The following is a 19,114-nucleotide window of genomic DNA, read 5'->3' on the forward strand; positions in this document are numbered from 1 at the left end:
GGGCGCGGCGGTCCTGGCCGGGTGGCTCAGGCCGCCGGACCGGCGCTGGTCAGTGCCTGGGACAGCTCCGCCGCCACCTGCTGGAGCACCGGGACGATGCGCTCGGTCGCGGCCTCCGTGACCCGGCCGGCCGGGCCCGAGATGGAGATCGCGGCGGCGGTGGGGGAGTCGGGCACGGTGACCGCGAGGCAGCGGACTCCTATCTCCTGCTCGTTGTCGTCCATGGCGTACCCCAGCTCGCGCACGTCCGCCAGGGCCGCGAGGAAGCCCTCGGGGGTGGTGATCGTCTTCTCGGTGGTGGCGGGCATGCCGGTCCGGGCGAGCAGGGCGCGCACCTCGTGGTCCGGGGTGTGCGCCAGCAGTGCCTTGCCCACGCCCGTCGAGTGCGGCAGCACCCGCCGGCCCACCTCGGTGAACATCCGCATCGAGTGCTTGGAGGGCACCTGCGCCACGTACACGATCTCGTCGCCGTCGAGCAGTGCCATGTTCGCCGTCTCGCCGGTCTCGTCGACCAGCCGGGCGAGGTAGGGGCGGGCCCAGGTGCCCAGCAGCCGCGAGGCCGACTCGCCCAGGCGGATCAGCCGGGGGCCGAGCGCGTACCGCCGGTTCGGCTGCTGGCGGACGTAGCCGCAGGCCACGAGCGTGCGCATCAGGCGGTGGATGGTCGGCAGGGGCAGGCCGCTGGCCGCGGACAGCTCGCTGAGGCCCACCTCGCCGCCCGCGTCCGCCATCCGCTCGAGCAGATCGAAGGCGCGCTCGAGGGACTGGACCCCACCGCTCGCGGAGGACTTGGCGGAGTCGGTGGTGCTGGCGCTGGACGTCGGCACGGCGCGTTCCTTTCGGGGCGGGCAGGAAGGGCCAAAGCCTACCCGGGGGCCGGTTGACTCCCTGCCTGTACGGAACTACGTTCTGTCTGTTGGAATTCTAATTCCGCTTTGTGGAAACGTCCAGAGTGTACGCGCCGGCCGGCTGTCCAGCAGTGTGCCTCTTGACGGGGTGAGGGCGGGAGTGAAGACTCCTTCAACAGAACGTTGAAGTCCGTTACATGGGTGTAAATGGGCGTATTTCACCTGCCCATCCCTGTACCCGTACGTCTGTAGTCACGTTTGTCGTCACGTCTGTGTTCTCACGTGTCCCGGCTCCGCGCGTCCGCGGACCGACGGCGCCGCGCGACCCGCCCCCGGGCCCGCGCGATCCGCCTCCCGGGCCCGCGGCGGCGGCGAAGAGCCGGCAAAGAGACGAGAAGAGACGAGAAGAGAGGGGTCCCGGTGTCCGACGCCGAACTGGTGCTGCGCTCGACACGAGTCATCACGCCCGAGGGGACGCGCGCCGCGTCCGTCGCGGTCACCGGCGGCACGATCACGGCCGTCCTGCCCCATGACGCCGAGGTCCCCGCCGGTGCCCGTCTGGAGGACCTCGGCGACGACGTGCTGCTGCCCGGTCTGGTCGACACCCACGTCCATGTGAACGACCCCGGCCGCACCGAGTGGGAGGGCTTCTGGACCGCCACCCGCGCCGCGGCGGCCGGCGGCATCACCACCCTGATCGACATGCCCCTCAACTCCCTGCCGCCCACCACCACCGTGGACAACCTGCGGATCAAGCAGGACGTGGCCCGGGACAAGGCGCACATCGACGTCGGCTTCTGGGGCGGTGCCCTGCCCGGCAACGTCAAGGACCTGCGCCCGCTGCACGACGCCGGGGTCTTCGGCTTCAAGGCGTTCCTCTCGCCCTCCGGCGTGGACGAGTTCCCGCACCTGACCCGGGAGGCGCTGGCCACCTCGCTCGCCGAGACGGCCGGCTTCGGCGGTCTGCTGATCGTGCACGCCGAGGACCCGCACCACCTGGACGCCGCCCCGCAGCACGGCGGCCCCCGGTACACCGACTTCCTCGCCTCCCGGCCGCGCGACGCCGAGGACACCGCCATCGCCACCCTGATCGCCGAGGCGAAGCGGCTGGACGCGCGCGTGCACGTACTGCACCTCTCCTCCAGCGACGCGCTGCCGCTGATCGCCGAGGCCAGGGCCGAGGGTGTACGGATCACCGTCGAGACCTGCCCGCACTACCTGACCCTGACCGCGGAGGAAGTGCCGGACGGCGCCAGCGAGTTCAAGTGCTGCCCGCCGATCCGAGAGGCCGCCAACCAGGACCTGCTCTGGCAGGCGCTGGCCGACGGCACCATCGACTGCGTCGTCACCGACCACTCGCCCTCCACCGCCGACCTGAAGACCGGCGACTTCGCGACCGCCTGGGGCGGCATCTCCTCCCTCCAGCTCAGCCTGGCCGCCGTCTGGACCGAGGCGCGCGAGCGCGGGTACGGCCTGGAGGACGTCGTACGCTGGATGTCCGCCCGCACCGCCGCCCTCGTCGGCCTCGACCGCAAGGGCGCCATCGAGCCCGGCCGGGACGCCGACTTCGCCGTGCTCGCCCCCGAGGAGACCTTCACCGTCGACCCGGCGGCACTCCAGCACCGCAACCGCGTCACCGCCTACGCGGGCCGCACGCTGCACGGCGTGGTCAGGTCCACCTGGCTGCGCGGTGAACGCATCGTCGCGGACGGCGAGTTCACCGAGCCGAAGGGCCGGCTGCTGACCAGGCCCCACTGAGCCACCTCCCGTACGCGCGGACGCGTGACCCGTTCCCGCACCCGCGCCCCCACCGCACCGGCCGACTCCCGAAAGGAAGCACTGATCACCGTGACGGCGACTCCTCGTTTCACCGGCGACGCGAACCCCTACGGAGGCGGTGACCCGTACGCGGACTACCGCACCGCCGACTTCCCCTTCACCCAGTACGCCAACCTCGCCGACCGCCGGCTCGGCGCCGGTGTCGTCGCCGCCAACGACGAGTTCTTCGCCCAGCGAGAGAACCTGCTGGTGCCCGAGCGCGCCGAGTTCGACCCGGAGCACTTCGGGCACAAGGGCAAGGTCATGGACGGCTGGGAGACCCGCCGCCGCCGCGGTGTGTCCGCCGAGCACCCCTGGCCCACCGAGGACGACCACGACTGGGCGCTGGTCCGCCTCGGCGCGCCCGGCGTCGTGCGCGGTGTCGTCGTCGACACCGCCCACTTCCGCGGCAACTACCCGCAGGCCGTGTCGGTCGAGGGCACCTGCGTGGCGGGCTCGCCCTCCCCGGCGGAACTCCTCGCCGACGACGTCAAGTGGACGACCCTCGTCCCGCGCACCCCGATCGGCGGCCACGCGGCCAATGGCTTCGAGGTCGGCGTCGAGCAGCGCTTCACGCACCTGCGCGTCAACCAGCACCCGGACGGCGGCATCGCGCGGCTGCGCGTGTACGGCGAGGTCGTCCCCGACCCGGCGTGGCTGGCGGCGCTCGGCACCCTCGACGTGGTCGCCCTGGAGAACGGCGGCCGGGTCGAGGACGCCTCCAACCTCTTCTACTCGCCCGCCACCAACACCATCCAGCCGGGCCGCTCCCGCAAGATGGACGACGGCTGGGAGACCCGGCGCCGCCGCGACCAGGGCAACGACTGGATCCGCTACCGGCTGGTCGCCCGGTCCGAGATCCGCGCCCTGGAGATCGACACCGCCTACCTCAAGGGCAACAGCGCGGGCTGGGCCTCGGTGTCCGTCAAGGACGGCGAGGACGGCGAGTGGCGCGAGGTGCTGCCGCGCACCCGCTGCCAGCCCGACACCAACCACCGCTTCGTCCTGCCCGAGCCCGTCGTCGGCACGCACGCGCGCGTGGACATCTTCCCGGACGGCGGCATCTCCCGGCTGCGCCTGTTCGGTGCGCTGACCGAGGACGGCGCCGCGGGCCTGGCCGCCCGCCACCAGGAGCTGGGCGGCTGACCCGCCCCGCTCCCGGCCCGCGGCGGCGGGGCGCACCGGCCCGACAGCACCGGTGCGCCCCGCCGCCCGAGGGGCCTCGGCTCACGCGGCGTGCCCGCCGTCCACCGCAAACTCCGCGCCGGTGACATAGGCCGCGTCGGCTCCCGCGAGGAACGCGACCATGGACGCCACCTCGTCGGCGGTGCCGAAGCGGCCCAGCGCCGTCATGGCCGCCTGGCCGGGGGCGAGCGGCCCGTCGGCCGGGTTCATGTCGGTGTCGATCGGACCCGGGTGGACGAGGTTCGCGGTGATCGCGCGCGGTCCCAGCTCCCGGGCGAACGCCTTGGTCAGACCGATCAGGGCGGACTTGCCGGTCGCGTAGAGGGTGCCGCCGGGCCCCGGCACGCGCTGGGTCATGCAGGTGCCGATGGTGATGATCCGGCCGCCGTCCGCCATCCGTACGGCGGCGGCGCGGCAGGCCAGGAAGACGGCGCGCACGTTCACCGCGAGCACCCGGTCCACATCGGCGAGCGAGAGGCTCTCCACCGGGCCCAGCACGCCCACGCCCGCGTTGTTCACCAGCACGTCGAGGGTGCCCAGTGCGTCGGCCGCGCGGTCGACCACGGCCGACGCCTGCGCCGGGTCGGCCGCGTCCGCGCGCAGGGCCACCGCCCGCCGTCCGAGTCCCCGTACGGTCCGGACCACCTCGTCCGCCGCGTCCTTGCCGTTCACATAGGTGAGCGCCACATCGGCGCCCGCGCGGGCCAGCCGCACCGCCGTCGCCGCGCCGATGCCACGGCTGCCGCCGGTCACGAGCGCCACTCTGCCGTCGAGGGGCCACCGCGAAGCCCCGGAAGCAGCGGGCGTGGTCGCAGGACCAGGAGCAGGACCAGAAGTAGAACCAGAAGCAGAAGCAGAAGCTGTCGAAGTCATGCCCCCATCCCAGCGGCCGGGCCGCCCCGGCGCTGGCGGCCTTCGGACGCCGACGTGGGCCGGGAAAGCGCCCGGGAGCGCCCCCGGAAGAGCGGCTCGCGTGAACGTCCCGGGAACACCTGACCGCCTTCGGTCAACGGCCGGTGAATTCACCGGACATGCCGGGAAGCTCCACAGTCTTGTCATTGACATGCCACTGTCTACGCGCGTCATCATGAGGCATGAGATTCCCCCCACGCATGACCCGCATCGGCGCCGCAGGCGCCCTCCTGTCCGCCCTCCTCGTGGGCGGCACCGTCTCCGCCGCCGCCCCGGCCGGCGCCGCCACGGCCTCGGTCGGCAGCATCTGCTACGGCGACCTGCCCTCCCAGGCGCACCACACGCTCGACCTGATCGACCAGGGCGGACCCTTCCCCTACGACCAGGACGGCGTCGTCTTCCAGAACCGCGAAGGCGTCCTGCCCAGCCGGTCCAGCGGCTACTACCACGAGTACACCGTCGTCACCCCCGGTTCCCCCACCCGCGGCGCGCGACGGATCGTCACCGGTGAGAAGAACCAGGAGGACTACTACACCGCCGACCACTACGCGACGTTCGACCTGGTCGACTTCGGCTGCTGAGCACGGCCCGCACGGCCGCCGCCGCAGAGCCGCGGTGCCTCACCGCCCGCGGCCCTCGGCGGCGGCGAACAGGGCGCAGCCCAGCACGATCAGCACGAAGCTCGCGAACACCTCGTAGCCATGGAGAAAGGACAGGCGCTGCACCATGCCCACGTGCCAGTGGGTGAAATCCTGCACGAAACCCAGTACGCCCTGCGCCACGGCGACGAACCCGGCGACCTCCAGAACCTTCTTCATGGAAGCGAGCCTCCCCCCGCCGGACGCCCGCGCGCATCGGCCGCGGGGCGCGGTCCGGCCGCCGGAGGTCTACGTTCCCGCCGGGCCGGTGAGCCGGAAGTCTCCTGCGTCGCGACTTTGGTCGCACAACCGTTCCGGACCCGTGAAGCGGGCCACCCGCGTTGCGTAGATTTGTCGACTGTGAAGACTGACACGACGCTCCAGGAGCCGGTGGCGTTCGCCGGACGGCGGTGGTGGCTGCCGTCCGCCGTGGCCGACGAACTCGACCCCGGCACCAGCGGCGGCGGCCGGCCCCGGCGCACGGCGCGCGACTGGATCGTCGACTTCCTCTGCTTCTTCCTGGCCGTCCTCCTCGGGCTCGCCGCCGCGAGCTCGCTCGACGCGGAGCACCTGCCGCGCGCCTTCTCCCTCGCCGACCAGGTGATCGGGGCGCTGGCCTGCGCCGCGCTCTGGCTGCGCCGCCGGTGGCCCTTCGCGCTGGCGGTCGCCATGGTCCCCGTCGGCCTGGTCTCGAACACCGCGGGCGGCGCCGGTCTGCTCGCCCTGTTCACACTCACCGTGCACCGCCCCCTCCGGTACGGGGCCTGGGTCGGCGGCGCACAGCTCGCGCTGCTCCCGCTCTACTACTGGCTGCGCCCCGACCCCGACCTGTCCTACCCGGCCGTCCTCGCCTTCGCCGTGCTGCTGACCTTGTCGGTCATGGGCTGGGGCATGTTCGTGCGGTCCAAGCGGCAGCTCATGCTGAGCCTGCGGGACCGGGCGCGGCGCGCCGAGACGGAGGCGCGGCTGCGCGCCGAGCAGGCGCAGCGGCTCGCCCGCGAGGCCATCGCCCGGGAGATGCACGACGTCCTCGCGCACCGGCTGACCCTGCTGAGCGTGCACGCGGGCGCCCTGGAGTTCCGGCCCGACGCGCCTCGCGAGGAGGTCGCGCGGGCCGCCGGGGTCATCCGGGAGAGCGCGCACGAGGCCCTCCAGGACCTGCGGGAGATCATCGGCGTACTGCGCGCGGGCGACTCCGACGACGCGGGCCGCCCGCAGCCCACCCTCGCGGCGCTGGATGCGCTGGTGGCCGAGTCGCGGGAGGCCGGCATGAAGGTGGTGCTGACCGGACAGGTCACCGACCCGGCCGCCGTGCCCGCCTCCGTGGGCCGCACCGCCTACCGCATCGCGCAGGAGGCGCTGACCAACGCCCGCAAGCACGCCCCCGGCGCACAGGTCGCGGTGACCGTCACCGGCGCACCCGGCCGGGACCTCGCCGTGCACGTGCGCAATCCGCCGCCCGAGGGGGAGGTCCCGCACGTCCCCGGTTCGGGCCAGGGGCTGATCGGCCTGACCGAGCGGGCCGCGCTGGCCGGCGGCACCCTGCGCCACGGGCCGACCCCGGAGGGCGGATTCGAGGTCAAGGCGCTCCTGCCGTGGCCGGCGTGACGGCGCTCGCCCGGCGGCCGGGGCGGCGGGGGACCGGCCGGGCCGCCGGCGGCCGTCCGGTGCGGGGCGGCGAGCCGGTGTGGTCACCGCGCGGGCGTTTTGATTGGCTTGGCCCATGACCGCGATCCGAGTGCTCCTCGTCGACGACGACCCGCTGGTGAGAGCCGGTCTGTCCTTCATGATGGGAGGCGCGGACGACATCGAGATCGTCGGCGAGGCGGCCGACGGGCACGAGGTGGAGGCACTGGTCGAGCGCTCCCGGCCGGACGTCGTCCTGATGGACGTCCGCATGCCGGGCATGGACGGGCTGACCGCGACGGAGCGCCTGCGCGCCCGTCCGAAGGCGCCGCAGGTCGTGGTCCTGACCACCTTCCACGCCGACGACCAGGTGCTGCGCGCGCTGCGCGCGGGCGCCGCCGGGTTCGTCCTCAAGGACACCCCGCCGGCCGAGATCGTCGCCGCGGTGCGCCGGGTGGCCGCCGGTGACCCGGTGCTCTCGCCCACGGTCACCCGCCAGCTCATCCGGCACGCCGCGGGCGGTGCGGGCGGCGCGGGCGAGGACCGGCGCACCCGCGCGCGTGAGCGCCTCACCGCGCTCAACGCGCGCGAGCGCGAGGTGGCCGTCCGGGTCGGACAGGGCCTGGCCAACGCCCAGATAGCGGGCGAGCTCTACATGAGCGTCGCCACCGTCAAGACACACGTCTCCCGCATCCTCGCCAAGCTCTCCCTCAACAACCGGGTGCAGATCGCCCTGCTGGCCCATGACGCGGGACTGCTCGACGAGGAAGCGGGCTGAGGGGCGTCCCGAAGAGGGCGCGCGGCGGGGGCACTTCGCCCCGCCGCCCCGCGTTGTATGGGACACGGGGCGGTGCCGGACGGTGCGCGCGCCCCGGAGGGGAGCGAGCATGGCGGACGTGATCGATCTGGCGGAGTACGGCGAGGGGTTCCGCACGGACCCCCACACCGTCTACGCCGAACTGCGCGCACTCGGCCCGGTCCACCGGGTGCGGCTGCCACCACCGGAGAGCTACGACACCTGGCTCGTCGTCGGCCACGAGGAGGCCCGCGCCGCCCTCGCCGACCCGCGGCTCGCCAAGGACGTCGCCGGACTCGACATCCGGCCCATAGAGGAGGAGGCGATCGGCCGGCATCTGCTGATCGCCGACCCGCCGCACCACACCCGGCTGCGGTCCCTGGTCACCCGCGCGTTCACCGCACGGCGCATCGAGGCGATGCGGCCCCGGATCCAGGCGATCACCGATGAGCTGCTGGACGCGATGCTGCCGCTGGGGCGGGCGGATCTGGTGGAGGCGTTCTCCTATCCGCTGCCGATCACGGTCATCTGCGAGCTGCTCGGGGTGCCGGAGATGGACCGGACCGCGTTCCGGGACATGTCGAACGAGTTCGTGGCGCCCACCAGCGAGGAGGGCTTCCTCGGCTCCGTGGAGCGGCTCGGCGCCTATCTCACCGAGCTGATCGAGGACAAGCGGGTCGCGGGCCCCGCCGACGACCTGCTGAGCGCGCTGATCCGCACCACGGCGGAGGACGGCGACCGGCTCTCCCCCGGGGAGCTGCGCGGCATGGCCTTCCTGCTGCTCATCGCGGGCCACGAGACCACGGTCAATCTCATCACCAACACCGTGCACACCCTGCTCAGACACCCCGCGCAGCTCGCCGAGGTGCGCGCCGACCCCGCGCTCGTGGACGCCGCCGTGGAGGAGACCCTGCGCTACGAGGGCCCGGTGGAGAACGCCACCTTCCGCTACGCGGCCCGGCCGCTGGAGATCGGCGGCACCGCCATCGCGCAGGGCGAGCCGGTGCTGATCGGGCTCGCGGCGGCCGGCCGGGACGGCGCCCGCCATCCGGCGCCGGACCGCTTCGACCCGCACCGCGACACCCGCGGCCACCTCGCCTTCGGTCACGGCATCCACTACTGCCTGGGCGCCCCGCTGGCCCGTCTGGAGGCCCGTACGGCCCTGCACACACTCCTGCGCCGCGCCCCCGCCCTCGCACTGGACGGCCCGCCGGGCGAATGGCTCCCGGGCATGCTGATCCGCGGCACCAGGAGCCTGCCGGTCCGCTGGTAGCCACGGCGGACCGGGCCACCGGCTGGTCGGCCGCGGCCCGTTCAGCCGCCCGCCGTGCCGTCCGGGATTTCCGCCAGCCGCACCGGCCGGTGCTCGCGGCGGGACCGCTCGCACGCCTCGGCGATCCGGAGCGCCTGGAGAGCCTCGTGGCCGTCGCAGGGGTTGGTGCGCTGGCCGAGCAGGACGTCGACGAAGGCGTTCAGCTCGGCCTCGTAGGCGGGGCCGAAGCGCTCCAGGAACCCGGTCCACGGCTTGTCCGCGGCCGGCGGCCCGGTCGGTTCGGTGGACGCGATCGGCGTACGGTCGTCGAGGCCGACGACGATCTGGTCGCGTTCCCCGGCCAGCTCCATACGGACGTCGTAGCCGGCGCCGTTCAGCCGGGTCGCCGTCGCGGTGGCGAGGGTGCCGTCGTCCAGGGTGAGCACCGCCGCGCCGGTGTCGACGTCACCGGCCTCCCGGAACATGGCGGGACCGGCGTCGGAGCCCCGGGCGTACACCTCGGTGATCTCCTGGCCGGTCACCCAGCGCAGCGCGTCGAAGTCGTGGATCAGCGTGTCGCGGAACAGGCCGCCGGACAGCGGCAGCCAGTCGGCCGGCGGCGGTGTGCGGTCCGAGGTCAGCGCGCGCACGGTGTGCAGGCGCCCGAGCCGTCCCGCGCGCACCGCCGCGCGCGCACCGGCGTACCCCGGGTCGAAGCGGCGCTGGAAGCCCATCTGGAGGACCGTCCCGGCCGCCGCCACCTCGGTGAGCGCCCGCAGGGTGCCCGGCAGGTCCAGGGCGATCGGCTTCTCGCAGAACACCGGGAGTCCGGAGCGCGCGGCCCGGCCGATCAGGTCGGCGTGCGCCTGGGTCGTCGTGCTGATCACCACCGCGTCGACGCCCCAGGTGAAGATCTCGTCGGCGCCGGGCGCGGCCGTCTCGCCCAGCCGGTGCGCCAGAGCCTGGGCCCGCGCCGGATCGGCGTCCGTGAGGATCAGTGAGCCGACCTCGCGGTGGCGGCTGAGCGTGTTCGCGTGAACGGTGCCGATCCGGCCCGTTCCGATGATCCCGATGCGCATGGGAACAAAGTGGGGGCCCACCCCTGACCCTGTCAATCTGTATGTCAGGACAATCTGACTACACGACTTCCCGTCAACCGGCCACCGGGCTACGCTCGGCGGGTGCCCAAACCAGATGTGGACCCCACCGTGTCGCTCGCGCTCGGCGTCGACCGGAGTTCCCCCGTGCCGCTGTACTACCAGCTGGCACAGCAGCTGGAGGCGGCGATCGAGCGGGGCGCCCTGACGCCGGGCAGCCTGCTGGGCAACGAGATCGAACTGGCCGCGCGGCTCGGCCTGTCCCGTCCCACCGTCCGCCAGGCCATCCAGTCGCTCGTCGACAAGGGCCTGCTGGTGCGCCGCCGCGGTGTCGGCACCCAGGTCGTGCACAGCCAGGTCAGACGCCCGCTGGAGCTGAGCAGCCTCTACGACGACCTGGAGGCGGCCGGGCAGCGCCCGACCAGCAGTGTCCTGGTCAACACCGTCGTGCCCGCGTCCGCCGAGGCCGCCGCCGCGCTCGGGGTGGCCGAGGGGGACGAGGTGCACCGGGTGGAGCGGCTGCGCCTCACCCACGGCGAGCCGATGGCGTACCTGGTCAACCAGTTGCCGGCCGGTCTGCTCGACCTGGACACCGGGCGGCTGGAGGCCACCGGCCTGTACCGCCTGCTGCGCTCGGCCGGGATCACCCTGCACAGCGCCCGGCAGTCCATCGGCGCCCGCGCCGCCTCCGCGCCCGAGGCCGAGCGGCTCGGCGAGAGCGAGGGCTCCCCGCTGCTCACCATGGAACGCGTCACGTTCGACGACACCGGTCGCGCGGTGGAGTTCGGCACCCACACCTACCGGCCGTCCCGCTATTCCTTCGAATTCCAGCTGCTCGTACGGTCTTGAACGCAGACCCCCGGGTCGTCACAATGTCCGGACAAGTGAGCCAGGGCACACGGCCCGGCCTCTCACCCTCGTACGCTCGTGTCAGATAATGCGATGTTCGGGGCTGATGGAACGCTCATCGGCCCCGCGCGTACGTTCGAACACGGCGAGAAGGGCACGGCCTCGTGGCACGGTTTCCAACCTGGGTAGGCATGGCGCTCGCAGGGGCGCTGTCGCTGTCCCTCGCGGGATGCAGCAGCACCGGCGGCAAGCGGGCGGAGGACGCCCGCAAGGCCGCGGCGGCCCAGGGCCGGGCGGCGGTGAACACCCCCCGCTGGACCTTCGCGATGATCACCCACTCCGGGGACGGCGACACCTTCTGGGACATCGTGCAGAACGGTGCCAAGCAGGCCGCGGTCAAGGACAACATCAACTTCCTGTACTCCCACGACGACGAGGCGCAGCAACAGGCGCAGCTCGTGGACGCAGCGGTGGACAAGAAGGTCGACGGCATCATCGTCACGCTCGCCAAGCCCGACGCCATGAAGGCCGCCGTGACCCGCGCCGAGAAGGCCGGCATCCCGGTGATCACCGTGAACTCCGGCTCCGCCGAGTCCAAGGCGTTCGGCGCGCTCACCCACGTCGGCCAGGACGAGACCGTCGCCGGTGAGGCCGTCGGCGAGGAGCTGAACAAGCGCGGCAGGCAGAAGGTCCTCTGCGTCCTGCACGAGCAGGGCAACGTCGGCCACGAGCAGCGCTGCGCCGGAGTCGCCAAGACCTTCTCCGGCAAGGTCGACAACCTCTACGTCAACGGCACCAACATGCCCGACGTGCAGTCCGCGGTCGGCGCCAAGCTCCAGGCCGACAAGGCCGTCGACGCCGTCGTCACCCTCGGCGCGCCCTACGCGGACACCGCCGTGAAGGCGAAGCAGGACGCGGGCAGCAAGGCCGAGATCGACACCTTCGACCTCAACGCCAAGGTCGCCGCCGAACTGAAGGACGGCACCCTCGGCTTCGCCGTCGACCAGCAGCCCTACCTCCAGGGCTACCAGGCCGTCGACCTGCTGTGGCTCTACAAGTACAACGCCGACGTCCTCGGCGGCGGCAAGCCGGTGCTCACCGGCCCGCAGATCGTCACCAAGGACCAGGCCGGCGCCCTGGAGCAGTACGCGCAGCGGGGCACCCGATGAGCGCGACCGCGAACCGGGCCGAGGCGGTCGCCGACGAACGGCTGCTGCGCACCTCCCCGCTGCGCAAGCTGCTCGCCCGGCCCGAGCTGGGCTCGGTCGTCGGCGCCGTCGCCGTCTTCGTCTTCTTCGCCGTCATCGCCGACGGATTCGTCCGCGCCTCCAGCCTCAGCACCGTGCTGTACGCGTCCTCCACCATCGGCATCATGGCCGTACCGGTCGCGCTGCTGATGATCGGCGGCGAGTTCGACCTGTCCGCGGGCGTCATGGTGACCTCCTCCGCGCTCCTGTCGTCGATGTTCAGCTACCAGCTGACCGCCAACGTATGGGTCGGCGTCGGCGTCTCCCTGCTGGTCACCCTCGCCATCGGCGCGTTCAACGGCTTCATGCTCACCCGCACCAGACTGCCCAGCTTCATCATCACGCTGGGCACCTTCCTGATGCTGACCGGCATGAACCTCGGCTTCACCAAACTGATCGACGGCACGGTCTCCACCAAGACCATCGGCGACATGGAGGGCTTCCCGGCCGCCCACGCCGTCTTCGCCTCCACGCTCAGCGTCGGCGGCGTCGACTTCAAGATCACCATCCTGTGGTGGCTCGCCCTGGTGGCCGTCGCCTCCTGGATCCTGCTGCGCACCCGCACCGGCAACTGGATCTTCGCCGTCGGCGGCAACCAGGACGCCGCCCGCGCGGTCGGCGTCCCGGTCACCCGGACCAAGATCGGCCTGTACATGGGCGTGGCCCTCGGCGCCTGGATCTCCGGCCAGCACCTGCTGTTCTCCTTCGACGCCGTGCAGTCCGGCGAGGGCGTCGGCAACGAGCTGATCTACATCATCGCCGCCGTCATCGGCGGCTGTCTGATCACCGGCGGCTACGGCAGCGCCATCGGCTCGGCGGTCGGCGCGCTGCTGTTCGGCATGACCAGCAAGGGCATCGTCTTCGCCGAGTGGAACCCCGACTGGTTCAAGTTCTTCCTCGGAGCGATGCTGCTCCTGGCGACCCTGCTCAACGCCTGGGTCCGCAAGCGGGCGGAGGCCACCACATGACGCAGACCGACACACGCACGCCCCTGGTGGAGCTGTCCGGCGTCAGCAAGCACTACGGCACCGTCCGCGCCCTCGAAGGCGTCTCCCTCCAGGTGCACGCCGGGGAGATCACCTGCGTCCTCGGCGACAACGGCGCGGGCAAGTCCACGCTGATCAAGATGATCGCGGGACTGCACCGGCACGACGGCGGCGTGCTGCGCGTCGAAGGGGAGGAGACCACCCTGTCCTCCCCGCGCGAGGCCCTGGACCGGGGCATCGCGACCGTCTACCAGGACCTGGCCGTCGTCGGCCTGATGCCGGTCTGGCGCAACTTCTTCCTCGGCTCGGAACCCACCCGGGGCACCGGCCCCTTCAAGCGCATGGACGTCGACCTCATGCGCCGCACCACACACGCCGAACTGCTGCGCATGGGCATCGACCTCAGGGACGTCGACCAGCCCATCGGTACCCTTTCGGGCGGCGAACGCCAGTGCGTGGCCATCGCGCGGGCGGTTCACTTCGGCGCGAAGGTGCTCGTCCTCGACGAGCCCACCGCGGCGCTCGGTGTGAAGCAGTCCGGCGTCGTCCTGAAGTATGTGGCCGCGGCTCGCGACCAGGGGCTGGGTGTCGTACTCATCACCCACAACCCGCATCACGCGTACCTCGTGGGTGACCGCTTCGTCCTGCTGAAGCGGGGCACCATGGTGGGCCATCACACACGGGACGAGATCACCCTCGACGAACTGACCCGGCAGATGGCGGGCGGCAGCGAACTCGACGACCTCCGGCACGAGCTGGAGAAAAGCACTCCCTGAGGAGAGCGGCTGGGCGGGCGGCGCACCTCCACGCGCGCGCGTGGAGCCCGCCCGGGGCACCGGCCGCCCGGTGCCCCGTACGACACGCACACCGCGCGTGCGGCAGAATCGGGGCCGATGAGCACCTACCGCGACCTCACCGCCCCCATCGGCTCCCGCCGGGCCACGGTCCTGCGCACCGTGGGCACCAGGGAGCGCCGTTCCCACCTGACGGCGCCCCGGGTCCCCACGGTCGGCATCGACATCGGCGGCACCAAGGTGATGGCGGGCGTCGTCGACGCCGACGGCAACATCCTGGAGCGGCTGCGCACGGAGACCCCCGACAAGTCCAAGAGCCCGAAGGTCGTCGAGGACACCATCGCCGAACTGGTCCTTGACCTCTCCGACCGGCACGACGTGCACGCCGTCGGCATCGGCGCGGCCGGCTGGGTCGACGCCGACCGCAACCGCGTGCTCTTCGCCCCCCACCTGTCCTGGCGCAACGAACCGCTGCGCGACCGCCTCTCCGAGCGCCTGTCGGTGCCCGTCCTGGTCGACAACGACGCCAACGCCGCCGCCTGGGCCGAGTGGCGCTTCGGCGCCGGCCGCGGCGAGGACCACCTCGTCATGATCACGCTGGGCACCGGCATCGGCGGCGCGATCCTGGAGGACGGCCAGGTCAAGCGGGGCAAGTACGGCGTGGCCGGCGAGTTCGGGCACATGCAGGTGGTGCCCGGCGGCCACCGCTGCCCGTGCGGCAACCGCGGCTGCTGGGAGCAGTACAGCTCCGGCAACGCCCTGGTGCGCGAGGCCCGCGAACTGGCCGCGGCCGACTCCCCGGTCGCCTACGGCCTCATCGAGCACGTCAAGGGCAGCATCTCCGAGATCACCGGTCCGATGATCACCGAGCTGGCCCGGGGGGGCGACGCCATGTGCGTCGAACTCCTCCAGGACATCGGCCAGTGGCTCGGCGTCGGCATCGCCAACCTCGCCGCCGCCCTCGACCCGTCCTGCTTCGTCGTCGGCGGCGGCGTCTCCGCGGCCGACGACCTGCTCATCGGCCCCGCCCGGGACGCCTTCAAGCGCCACCTCACCGGCCGCGGCTACCGCCCCGAGGCCCGCGTCGTGCGCGCCCAGCTCGGCCCCGAGGCCGGCATGGTCGGCGCCGCCGACCTCGCCCGGCTGGTCGCCCGCCGCTTCCGCCGCGCCAAGCGCCGCCGGGTGGAGCGCCACGAGCGCTACGAGCGGTACGCGCAGTCCCGCCACGACGCCCGGGAGGCGCTGTGACGATGTCCGTGCCCCGCCAGGCCGCGCCGCCGGACGAACCGCCGTCCCCGCCCGCCGAGGACCGCCGCCACCGCGACCGCCGCCGGGCGCTCACCCTGCTGATCATCATGCTGCTCATCGGCGTCCCGGCCGGCTATCTGGTCCTCTCCGCCGCCCAGAGCCGCGCCAGCGGCAAGGACAAGGAGGCCAAGTACGCGGCGACCGGCCTCACCCCCACCTACCCGGCCAAGGTGCAGCGCCGGCTCTACCAGGTCCCCATCCCGCACCCCGCCGACCGGGTCGCCTCCTACGAGACCAACAACTGGAAGACCAGCCGCCTCTACGTCCAGTTCCGCACCACGCAGCCCGGACTCGACACCTTCCTGGAGGCCATGGGGGTCAACCGCGGCGACCTCAAGAAGGGCGAGATCAGCTTCGGCCACCGGGACCGCGACATCACCGGCTGGAACTTCAAGGGCCCCGGATCCTGGTACGGCCTCAGCCACGGCCAGGAGAACCCCGCGCCCAGCCAGGACATCATGGTGAACTTCGCCGACCCGGTGCTGCCCATGGTCTACGTGGTCTCCCAGACGGTCCCCTGACCGGGCCCGGAGCCGATTGTCAGACCCCGACCGTAGAGTCGAAGACGACTGACTCGACCGGCGAGCGGGAGGTGACAGGACGTATGAGCGACATGGCCGTGACGGAGACGACCGGGACCGTCCCCGGGCCGGGCGTGCCCGGGGCGGGACGGCTCGGGGCGGCCGGGACACCCGGCTCGCCGGGGACGCCTGTCTCGCCGGGAATGCCGGGCTCGCCGGGGATGTCCGGCGCGGCCGGAGGCTCCGGTTCGGCACTGGCGGCGCACGGACCCGCCGTGTCCGTCCGCCTCCCCGCCGTCTTCGCGCCCGCGCCGCTGCCGCGCGAAGGCCGCATCGTCCTGTGGGACCCGGACGCGCCGGCCTCCGACGCCCTGCCGGGACCCGTCCCACCTGCCGTCGGCGCCCCGCCCGTCCCCACGACCCTCACGGTGGTCCGGCCGCACGGCGCCGCCCTCCGCCGCAGGACCGTCCCCGCCCTGTCCCTGCCGATCGAGGCGGCCCTGCCCCACCTGCTGCGTGCCCGCCACGACCCCGCCGCCCACCCCGCCACGGCCTGCTGGGGCGCCGCCGCCCTGCACGCGCTGCGGCTGAGCGCGCGGGGCCGCCTCCTGCCGGGCCTGACCGCCACCGGACACGACGCCTGGCGGGCCGGGCCGCTCGACCCCGACGACATCGCCCACCTGCGGGCCGTCGCCGCGGCCCTGCCCCCCGAGGGACACGCCGTGCCGCTGCCCGGCACCGGCCCGCTCCGGCTGCCGGAACCGGAAGCGCTGCTGCGCGCCTTCCTCGACGCCGTCGCCGACACCCTGCCCCGCACCCCGGCCGCCCCGCACACCGCGGGCCGGCCCTTCGCCCACCGCGCTCCCCAGCACCTCCCGGCCGCGCAGGACTGGGCGGCCCAGGTCGCCGCGGGCACGGACGCCGGAGTCCGGATCTCCCTGCGCCTGGACCTGTCGGCGTACGACCTCTTCGACGCGGACCCGGCGGACAGCCCGGCGGGCGGCGTCGGCGGACGGCCGACGCGCAGGTCGGGCACCGCGATCGTCCAGGTGCACAGCCTCGCCGACCCCACCCTCGTCGCCGACGCGACGTCCCTGTGGGCGGGCGAGGCCGACGCGGCGTTCGGCCCCCGCGCGCGCGTGGACGCCGCCCTGGCCGTGCGCCGCGCGGCCCGGGTCTGGCCGCCGCTCGACCGGCTCGCCGAGCAGGACGTGCCCGACGTGCTCGCCCTGTCCGAGGAGGAGGCGGGCGAACTGCTCGGCGTCGCCGCGACCCGGCTGGCGGCGGCCGGCGTCGCCGTGCACTGGCCGCGCGACCTGGCCGACGACCTCACCGCGACCGCGGTCGTGCGGTCCGCTCCCGGCTCCGCGACCGACGGCACCGGCTTCTTCGAGAGCGAGGAACTGCTGCGCTTCTCCTGGCAGCTCGCGCTCGGCGGCGACCCGCTCACCGAGGCCGAGATGGACGCCCTCGCCGAGGCCCACCGCCCGGTCGTCCGGCTCCGGGACCGCTGGGTCCTGGTCGACCCGGCCCTGGTCCGCAAGGCCCGCCGCCGCGACCTGGGCCTGCTCGACCCGGTCGACGCGCTCTCCGCCGCCCTCACCGGCACCACCGAGGTCGACGGCGAGACGGTCGAGGCCGTGCCGGTCGGTGCCCTCGCCGCCCTGCGCGACCGCATCACCGCGGGCGTACGCCCGGCCGAACCGCCCCCGGGCCTGCGCGCCACCCTGCGCGACTACCAGCTGCACGGCCTCGGCTGGCTCGACCTCATGACCTCCCTCGGCCTCGGCGGCTGCCTCGCCGACGACATGGGCCTCGGCAAGACCGTCACCCTCATCGCCCTGCATCTGAAGCGGGCCCGCCGCGAACCCACCCTGGTGGTCTGCCCGGCCTCCCTGCTGGGCAACTGGCAGCGGGAGATCACCCGGTTCGCGCCCGGCGTCCCCGTCCGCCGCTTCCACGGCCCGGACCGCACCCTGGACGGCCTCGACGGCGGCTTCGTCCTCACCACGTACGGCACCATGCGCTCGACCGCGCCCCTGCTCGCCGAGCAGCCCTGGGGTCTGGTCGTCGCGGACGAGGCACAGCACGTCAAGAACCCCCACTCGGCGACCGCGAAGGCCCTGCGCACGATCCCGTCGCCCGCCCGCGTCGCCCTGACCGGCACCCCAGTGGAGAACAACCTCTCCGAACTGTGGGCCCTCCTCGACTGGACCACCCCCGGCCTCCTCGGCCCCCTCACCTCCTTCCGCGCCCGCCACGCACGCGCCGTGGAGAACGGCGAGGACGAGGACGCCGCCCGGCGGCTGGCCCGGCTGGTGCGGCCCTTCCTGCTGCGCCGCAGGAAGTCCGACCCGGGCATCGTCCCCGAGCTGCCGCCCAAGACCGAGACCGACCACCCGGTCCCGCTCACCCGCGAACAGGCCGCGCTCTACGAGGCGGTGGTACGGGAATCGATGCTGGCCATCGAGACCGCGCAGGGCATCGCCCGCCGCGGCCTGGTCCTCAAACTGCTCACCTCGCTCAAGCAGATCTGCGACCACCCGGCCCTCTACCTGAAGGACGGGGACATGCCCGGCGGCGACCGGGCGGCGGCCCGCTCGGGCAAGCTCGCCCTGCTCGACGAACTGCTGGACACCCTGCTCGCCGAGGACGGCTCCGCCCTCGTCTTCACCCAGTACGTGGGCATGGCCCGGCTGATCACCTCCCATCTCGCCGCCCGCGCGGTCCCCGTCGACCTGCTCCACGGCGGCACCCCGGTCCCCGAGCGCGAACGCATGGTGGACCGCTTCCAGGAGGGCGCCACCCCCGTCCTCGTCCTCTCCCTGAAGGCGGCCGGCACCGGCCTGAACCTCACCCGCGCGGGCCATGTCGTCCACTTCGACCGATGGTGGAACCCGGCCGTCGAGGAACAGGCCACCGACCGCGCCTACCGCATCGGCCAGACCCAGCCCGTCCAGGTCCACCGCCTCATCACCGAGGGCACCGTCGAGGACCGCATCGCCGAGATGCTCGCCGCGAAGCGCGCCCTGGCCGAGGCCGTCCTCGGCACCGGCGAGTCCGCCCTCACCGAGCTGTCCGACCGGGAGCTGTCCGACCTAGTGTCGCTGCGGAGGGGGGCCTGATGCACACGACCGAACAGACCGAACAGACCGGGCGTGCTGGACGTACTGGACGGTCGGACGCGGTCGGCGGAGCCGAGCCGACGCGGACCGAAGCCTCTGCTGCCTCCGAGAC

Annotated in this window: 17 protein-coding genes; 13 read left to right on the forward strand and 4 right to left on the reverse strand. The window is 73.3% G+C overall.

Going from position 1 to position 19,114, the window contains the following annotated elements:
• Nucleotides 1-26 precede the first annotated feature (26 nt).
• The gene (locus R4Z62_RS27835) at nt 27-827 is read right to left on the reverse strand and encodes an IclR family transcriptional regulator (RefSeq protein WP_064535983.1); all 801 of its coding nucleotides are present in this window, start codon (nt 825-827) and stop codon (nt 27-29) included.
• 441 nt (nt 828-1,268) lie between these two features.
• On the opposite strand from R4Z62_RS27835, the gene allB reads away from it, so the two are divergent.
• Nucleotides 1,269-2,606, forward strand: a complete 1,338-nt coding sequence (allB, locus tag R4Z62_RS27840; RefSeq protein ID WP_064535984.1) for an allantoinase AllB — start codon at nt 1,269-1,271, stop codon at nt 2,604-2,606.
• Nucleotides 2,607-2,696: 90 nt separating this feature from the next.
• On the forward strand, nt 2,697-3,812 hold the full coding sequence (gene alc / locus R4Z62_RS27845; protein ID WP_064537719.1) for an allantoicase: 1,116 nt from the start codon (nt 2,697-2,699) through the stop codon (nt 3,810-3,812).
• Between the two features lie 81 nt (nt 3,813-3,893).
• On the opposite strand, the gene R4Z62_RS27850 is transcribed toward alc, so the two are convergent.
• Nucleotides 3,894-4,724 (reverse strand): SDR family oxidoreductase, encoded by an 831-nt coding sequence (locus R4Z62_RS27850; protein WP_491521218.1) that lies wholly within the window; start codon nt 4,722-4,724, stop codon nt 3,894-3,896.
• A 221-nt stretch (nt 4,725-4,945) separates the two neighbouring features.
• Between R4Z62_RS27850 and R4Z62_RS27855 the strand changes: the two genes are divergently transcribed.
• On the forward strand, nt 4,946-5,344 hold the full coding sequence (locus tag R4Z62_RS27855) for a guanyl-specific ribonuclease (protein WP_026253193.1): 399 nt from the start codon (nt 4,946-4,948) through the stop codon (nt 5,342-5,344).
• A gap of 39 nt (nt 5,345-5,383) precedes the next feature.
• On the opposite strand, the gene R4Z62_RS27860 is transcribed toward R4Z62_RS27855, so the two are convergent.
• Nucleotides 5,384-5,581, reverse strand: a complete 198-nt coding sequence (locus R4Z62_RS27860; protein ID WP_064535987.1) for a hypothetical protein — start codon at nt 5,579-5,581, stop codon at nt 5,384-5,386.
• Between the two features lie 171 nt (nt 5,582-5,752).
• Between R4Z62_RS27860 and R4Z62_RS27865 the strand changes: the two genes are divergently transcribed.
• The 3 genes from R4Z62_RS27865 (at nt 5,753) to R4Z62_RS27875 (ending at nt 9,096) form a co-directional block, all read left to right on the forward strand.
• Entirely contained in the window at nt 5,753-7,009 is a 1,257-nt protein-coding gene (locus R4Z62_RS27865) for a sensor histidine kinase (RefSeq protein WP_491521219.1), read from the forward strand.
• Nucleotides 7,010-7,124: 115 nt separating this feature from the next.
• Nucleotides 7,125-7,805, forward strand: a complete 681-nt coding sequence (locus tag R4Z62_RS27870; RefSeq protein ID WP_491521220.1) for a response regulator — start codon at nt 7,125-7,127, stop codon at nt 7,803-7,805.
• 109 nt (nt 7,806-7,914) lie between these two features.
• Nucleotides 7,915-9,096, forward strand: a complete 1,182-nt coding sequence (locus R4Z62_RS27875; RefSeq protein ID WP_491521221.1) for a cytochrome P450 family protein — start codon at nt 7,915-7,917, stop codon at nt 9,094-9,096.
• A gap of 41 nt (nt 9,097-9,137) precedes the next feature.
• Here the strand turns inward: R4Z62_RS27875 and R4Z62_RS27880 are convergent, their stop codons facing one another.
• Nucleotides 9,138-10,154, reverse strand: coding sequence for a Gfo/Idh/MocA family protein (locus R4Z62_RS27880; RefSeq protein ID WP_491521222.1), 1,017 nt, complete (start codon nt 10,152-10,154; stop codon nt 9,138-9,140).
• A 129-nt stretch (nt 10,155-10,283) separates the two neighbouring features.
• Between R4Z62_RS27880 and R4Z62_RS27885 the strand changes: the two genes are divergently transcribed.
• The 7 genes from R4Z62_RS27885 (at nt 10,284) to R4Z62_RS27915 (ending at nt 19,002) form a co-directional block, all read left to right on the forward strand.
• A complete protein-coding gene (locus R4Z62_RS27885) occupies nt 10,284-11,021 on the forward strand; it encodes a GntR family transcriptional regulator (protein ID WP_107440828.1) in 738 nt (245 codons plus the stop codon).
• Nucleotides 11,022-11,185: 164 nt separating this feature from the next.
• A complete protein-coding gene (locus tag R4Z62_RS27890; protein WP_491521223.1) occupies nt 11,186-12,190 on the forward strand; it encodes a sugar ABC transporter substrate-binding protein in 1,005 nt (334 codons plus the stop codon).
• The gene (locus tag R4Z62_RS27895; RefSeq protein ID WP_037889527.1) at nt 12,187-13,236 is read left to right on the forward strand and encodes an ABC transporter permease; all 1,050 of its coding nucleotides are present in this window, start codon (nt 12,187-12,189) and stop codon (nt 13,234-13,236) included. The genes R4Z62_RS27890 and R4Z62_RS27895 overlap by 4 nt, the downstream gene beginning before the upstream one ends.
• A complete protein-coding gene (locus tag R4Z62_RS27900; RefSeq protein WP_064535994.1) occupies nt 13,233-14,030 on the forward strand; it encodes an ATP-binding cassette domain-containing protein in 798 nt (265 codons plus the stop codon). Before R4Z62_RS27895 ends, R4Z62_RS27900 begins: the two co-directional genes overlap by 4 nt.
• Before the next feature lie 117 nt (nt 14,031-14,147).
• On the forward strand, nt 14,148-15,296 hold the full coding sequence (locus R4Z62_RS27905; RefSeq protein WP_064535995.1) for an ROK family glucokinase: 1,149 nt from the start codon (nt 14,148-14,150) through the stop codon (nt 15,294-15,296).
• Entirely contained in the window at nt 15,293-15,877 is a 585-nt protein-coding gene (locus tag R4Z62_RS27910) for a sugar kinase (RefSeq protein ID WP_355477240.1), read from the forward strand. The genes R4Z62_RS27905 and R4Z62_RS27910 overlap by 4 nt, the downstream gene beginning before the upstream one ends.
• A gap of 221 nt (nt 15,878-16,098) precedes the next feature.
• On the forward strand, nt 16,099-19,002 hold the full coding sequence (locus R4Z62_RS27915; RefSeq protein ID WP_491521934.1) for an SCO1167/SCO6262 family helicase: 2,904 nt from the start codon (nt 16,099-16,101) through the stop codon (nt 19,000-19,002).
• Nucleotides 19,003-19,114: the final 112 nt, after the last annotated feature.

It is taken from the genome of Streptomyces sp. PL-25, from assembly GCF_058344915.1.

Excerpts from the sequence above, each read along its gene's own strand:
- R4Z62_RS27850 (WP_491521218.1), bottom strand. The coding sequence starts at position 4,724 with ATGACTTCGACAGCTTCTGCTTCTGCTTCTGGTTCTACTTCTGGTCCT.
- R4Z62_RS27855 (WP_026253193.1), top strand. The coding sequence starts at position 4,946 with ATGAGATTCCCCCCACGCATGACCCGCATCGGCGCCGCAGGCGCCCTC.
- R4Z62_RS27860 (WP_064535987.1), bottom strand. The coding sequence starts at position 5,581 with ATGAAGAAGGTTCTGGAGGTCGCCGGGTTCGTCGCCGTGGCGCAGGGC.
- R4Z62_RS27870 (WP_491521220.1), top strand. The coding sequence starts at position 7,125 with ATGACCGCGATCCGAGTGCTCCTCGTCGACGACGACCCGCTGGTGAGA.
- R4Z62_RS27875 (WP_491521221.1), top strand. The coding sequence starts at position 7,915 with ATGGCGGACGTGATCGATCTGGCGGAGTACGGCGAGGGGTTCCGCACG.
- R4Z62_RS27880 (WP_491521222.1), bottom strand. The coding sequence starts at position 10,154 with ATGCGCATCGGGATCATCGGAACGGGCCGGATCGGCACCGTTCACGCG.
- R4Z62_RS27895 (WP_037889527.1), top strand. The coding sequence starts at position 12,187 with ATGAGCGCGACCGCGAACCGGGCCGAGGCGGTCGCCGACGAACGGCTG.
- R4Z62_RS27900 (WP_064535994.1), top strand. The coding sequence starts at position 13,233 with ATGACGCAGACCGACACACGCACGCCCCTGGTGGAGCTGTCCGGCGTC.
- R4Z62_RS27905 (WP_064535995.1), top strand. The coding sequence starts at position 14,148 with ATGAGCACCTACCGCGACCTCACCGCCCCCATCGGCTCCCGCCGGGCC.
- R4Z62_RS27915 (WP_491521934.1), top strand. The coding sequence starts at position 16,099 with ATGTCCGGCGCGGCCGGAGGCTCCGGTTCGGCACTGGCGGCGCACGGA.